Below are 4,048 nucleotides of genomic sequence, written 5' to 3' on the forward strand. Positions count from 1 at the left end.
CCTGAGCTGATTGAACGGGTTCGCAGTGGCGAGTGGAATCCGGATGAAAACGAGGTTGACCGTGAACGCCGTAATGCTTTAACTGCTCGCGGGTACTGGCAGGCTTATCAGGCGGTCCGGAAAAGCGTACGCAAGGTGTTGGAAGGTAAAAATCCCGGAGTCGTCAGCCATGATGATCACGGTGACTGGTACCGTAAGATGTTTGGACCGAGCGTCACAGCCGGCCTTTTGCGGACAGCAGACCTAGCCGGCTACCGCAACGACCAGGTATATATCCGACGTTCAATGCATGTGCCACCACGTTATGAAGCAGTGAGAGACTGCATGCCGGCATTTTTTGATCTGCTCAAACAAGAGCCGGAACCATGGGTGCGTGTCGTTTTGGGGCACTTCGTGTTCGTATATATCCATCCGTACATGGATGGCAATGGCCGTATCGGAAGATTTCTAATGAATGTGATGCTCGCTGCGGACGGATATCCCTGGACCGTTATTCCACTTGAAAAACGAGACGACTATATGGACGCGTTGGAAAGCGGAAGTGTGGAGCAGGATATTTCACCCCTTGCAATTTTTCTTGGGCGCCTTGTTTCTGAAAATTTGAAATATAAACAAATATCACAGGCACCTATTATTTAGTGTCCATTAATAATTTCAGTCTATACGAATTGAAAAGAACTCCCTATCAGACTCCCGACCTCCAGATCCTATAGATTTTGCTTAAACGGTCATTTTTGGGGGCAAAAAGAGTGATTTAAGACAATTTTAGGGCCTGATTTATGCCTTTTTTTCTGTTACCACGGTTGGTTACCGTGGTCCGACCCCAAGCGAAAAAAAAGCCAAATGTTTTTTGAAGAATAGTGGCTCACGATATCTCGTATCCATGAGTTGTTTTTCTCGTGCAAGGTAGATATGCGCCGATATCCGAAAAGGTGGTTTTTTTCTTTAAGAGGCTCAACGTGTAATGGTGATTTTTTCTCTGATCGCATCTTCTGGTAGCGCTTTGCTCTGAGATGATCGAATGCATGGGCGAACGTCATGATACGCTTGATTTGTCCTGCCCAGACAATCTGTCGAATGCGTCGCCGATTACTGCCATTTACTCCAACAAGATATATAGTTTCTTCGGGAGTACACATTGTCTTTGTTGGTGACAGAAAGTTTTTTCGAAGTTCCGAACGTAACCGCTTTTTGCATGGTCCGAAAAAGATTTCTTTCGAGTCGATCTTGTAGGGAACGGCACATGTAATCTGTTCCGGATTTGGTGCTACAGATACAATATAAAGGTAAAGCACAACCATTATTTCAACTTTAAGACTATCTTTAGGCTTAATCATCAACGAGCATGATGTTATCTCTGCTTATTCCAACACCTCAATCATCAATTTTATGGAGAGTTTATAATTCAGAATTAACTTTTGCAAAAAACACTATGCTGCCAAATCGTCGGATGCCAGAATTTCACTGAGAACATATGATTTAAAGTCCTTCGGATCTCTGAAATAGCGATACCCCATACTGTTTACGGCTTCTTCGGTTTCTTTTTCTTCATCGATCAAAAGAGCTACGGGCTGGCTAAGACCTTCCTGCAGGCCGTTAGGCCAGGCAATGTCTAAAATGGCCAATGGTTCGCCGGTAGCTTCCTCAATTAATTCATACAGGATTTCACCAGAAGGAAGCCCCTGGCTGACGATCCATTCATTAAACTCTTGAACAAGAAGCTCTTCCTCTTCGTTGGCAAACCCGCCGGGAACATCTGTTAATTGAAGCTCATAAATAGTTGGAGTGGGTTCACTTTCAGGGATTGACCCCTTATATAAACTCTCTAAAAATTCATTGGCTGCTTTTGCCAGCAGCTCCCTTCTGGCTGAGAGGAAATCAAGATAATTTTCTACTTTCCAGAGATTGCGGTCCATGGGAATCCAGTGGGATTCAACTGAACCGGGGTGTTTCTGTGAATATATTTCAAGATATTCTTGTGGGTCTTTGTTTGAAACTTTCAAGTTTGTCTCTTGAGTTAAGAATGTAAAATTAGCGATGCCGTTGACTTCAGATTTTGAGTAATCAGCCTTGTAGAGTAGGGATTTTGGGAAAATATGATGAACCTGAAGGGAAGCTGTTTTTCCCAAAAGCCATTTTTTCAGTTCAATACCTGACTCCCAGTCTTTAGCACTTCCAACCCGAGTTAACATATAAAGAAGGGGATAGAATCTGGCGCTGCGGCTCCATCCTTTGAAGTCATCTGGAGTAAGTTTGAGGTCTCCTCGATTCTGACGCAATTGATTAACCAATCGGTCTAATGCTCCCTCGGATTCTTCAATTACTCCCAAGTCCTGGTTTAGGACAGACTCTGTGGAGCCGGCGTATCGGCCCCAGAGAAAGGTGTGTATATACCAGTAGAGAAGCTTATCCTGCTCCCTAAAATCTTCAAAGTTACCGTCAATCTGATGCAGATAACGCACAAGCATGGGGAATGAATAACGACTTCCCAAAACGCGGTCATGATCCAGTCCCAATCGCCCGGAGATAAGATTCAGAAGTTTATCGATATATTTTTCAGCCAAATCTAATCCTTTTTGAATTGACGGTGTGTCCACATTTTTCAAGGCCGAAAAGAAAGCTTCACCAGTTATTATGGTGTTGATGCATCGCAAAAACCACTCGAGCTTGAATCGAAAGCCGTGCTCATCCCAGTTTTGTAGCCGCTTCAGCATTTCATCCCGGGCTTCCGGCCACGATGCACAAACTTTAGCAAGAGCAAGATCGCCTTTGGAAAGCTTGGTACCGCCACTGTTGACCCGGTTGAAGATATCAACCACAACATCAACGGTTTTATCCTCTCCGGTGACCTCATCAACATGCAACTGAATTCCCTTTATGGCATCAATGTCGGTAAGCCGATTAATGTATGAGTTTAGATTCTCCTGTAGATCCGGATTTGTCACAATCTTTTTAATGGCTTCGCCTGCACCAGCTCGCATGACTTCGGAAACGTTGATCCACAAAGGATTGTCTTGCATCTTCATTGGAGCATAAAATTCAAAGATTTCATCGTCCAGATTAAAGTATAGTCCGCTAAAAGCTTTGAGATCGCCTTGGAAAAATTCCGGTGGCTTATTGCGAATAATGCCATAAAGCGAGGTAATTCTCTGCTGGCCGTCCAGTAACAGTTTAACAACCCCTGGCGCAAGTTCGCCGTCACCTCTTGCCGGCGCGGCATCTGCACCTGTAACCCATACCAGCAAACTGCCTACAGGATGTTTTTTATAAAGAGAATGCATAAAACTACGAACCTGATCTCGGTTCCAAACATATCCCCTCTGAAATTCAGGGAGTGCAATGTGGCCCGAGTCGATATGATCAAGAATTGTTTGAATTTTCAATGCTTACTCCTCCGTATTTTTTTGAGTTCCGATCCAGTTAAATCGAATCTACTTTTCTGACAATAGCTATTTTGAGTTATCTTAATATATCAACCATTTACCAACGTACCCAAGCTTCCCTGCTTCCAGTCATTTGAGGTTATATTTAAATTGCCACAATCACCAATCAAGATGGGCTCAATGTGTTGAAAAGATATTATCTTCGTCGGCGTCTTCTTCTCCGTATAGGCCTTGGGGCATGTTTAGTAACTGGCTTCCGGTCAAGTATATCTAAAGCCTGTCGTGCCTGAGGAATATTGCTGTCGATAAGCCTTTCAAATAATTCCAAACCAATAGCCCGATAAGGTGCTGGTTTTCGATGCAGTGTTAATGCTATAGAAACGATTGCCTCTGCTGTGAACGCCAATCGAGAACTAATGTTTTGTATTTCTGTTTCCCCCGCTTCAAGCACTCGACAACAGATACGACCGATAATCTCAGGTTCAACTGCGGTTTGATCCATAACACCTTCAACAAGTCTGTCTGCGCTTTTCAAGAGGACTTGATCTTGAGGGAGTATCGCTTCAATTATTTTCTTCATATTGTCATTTAGAGCTACTTTTTCTCCATATATGAATACCTGAGAAATCGCATGCTGTACACCAACATCATCGCTGTTACTTAGG

Annotated in this window: 2 protein-coding genes and 1 pseudogene; 1 reads left to right on the forward strand and 2 read right to left on the reverse strand. The window is 43.6% G+C overall.

Going from position 1 to position 4,048, the window contains the following annotated elements; genetic code table 11:
- Positions 1-639, forward strand: a 639-nt coding sequence (locus AC3LHT_RS08850) for a Fic family protein (protein WP_488662629.1), incomplete at its 5' end; no start/stop codon positions are given.
- A gap of 791 nt (positions 640-1,430) precedes the next feature.
- Here AC3LHT_RS08850 and AC3LHT_RS08855 read toward each other — a convergent pair.
- Both AC3LHT_RS08855 and AC3LHT_RS08860 read right to left on the reverse strand, forming a co-directional pair.
- Positions 1,431-3,383: a GmrSD restriction endonuclease domain-containing protein gene (locus tag AC3LHT_RS08855; RefSeq protein WP_488662630.1), complete on the reverse strand. Its 1,953-nt coding sequence runs from the start codon at positions 3,381-3,383 to the stop codon at positions 1,431-1,433.
- Between the two features lie 196 nt (positions 3,384-3,579).
- Positions 3,580-4,048, reverse strand: a pseudogene (locus AC3LHT_RS08860) (AAA family ATPase); the annotation flags it as partial.

This window comes from Kosmotoga sp. (genome assembly GCF_982836095.1).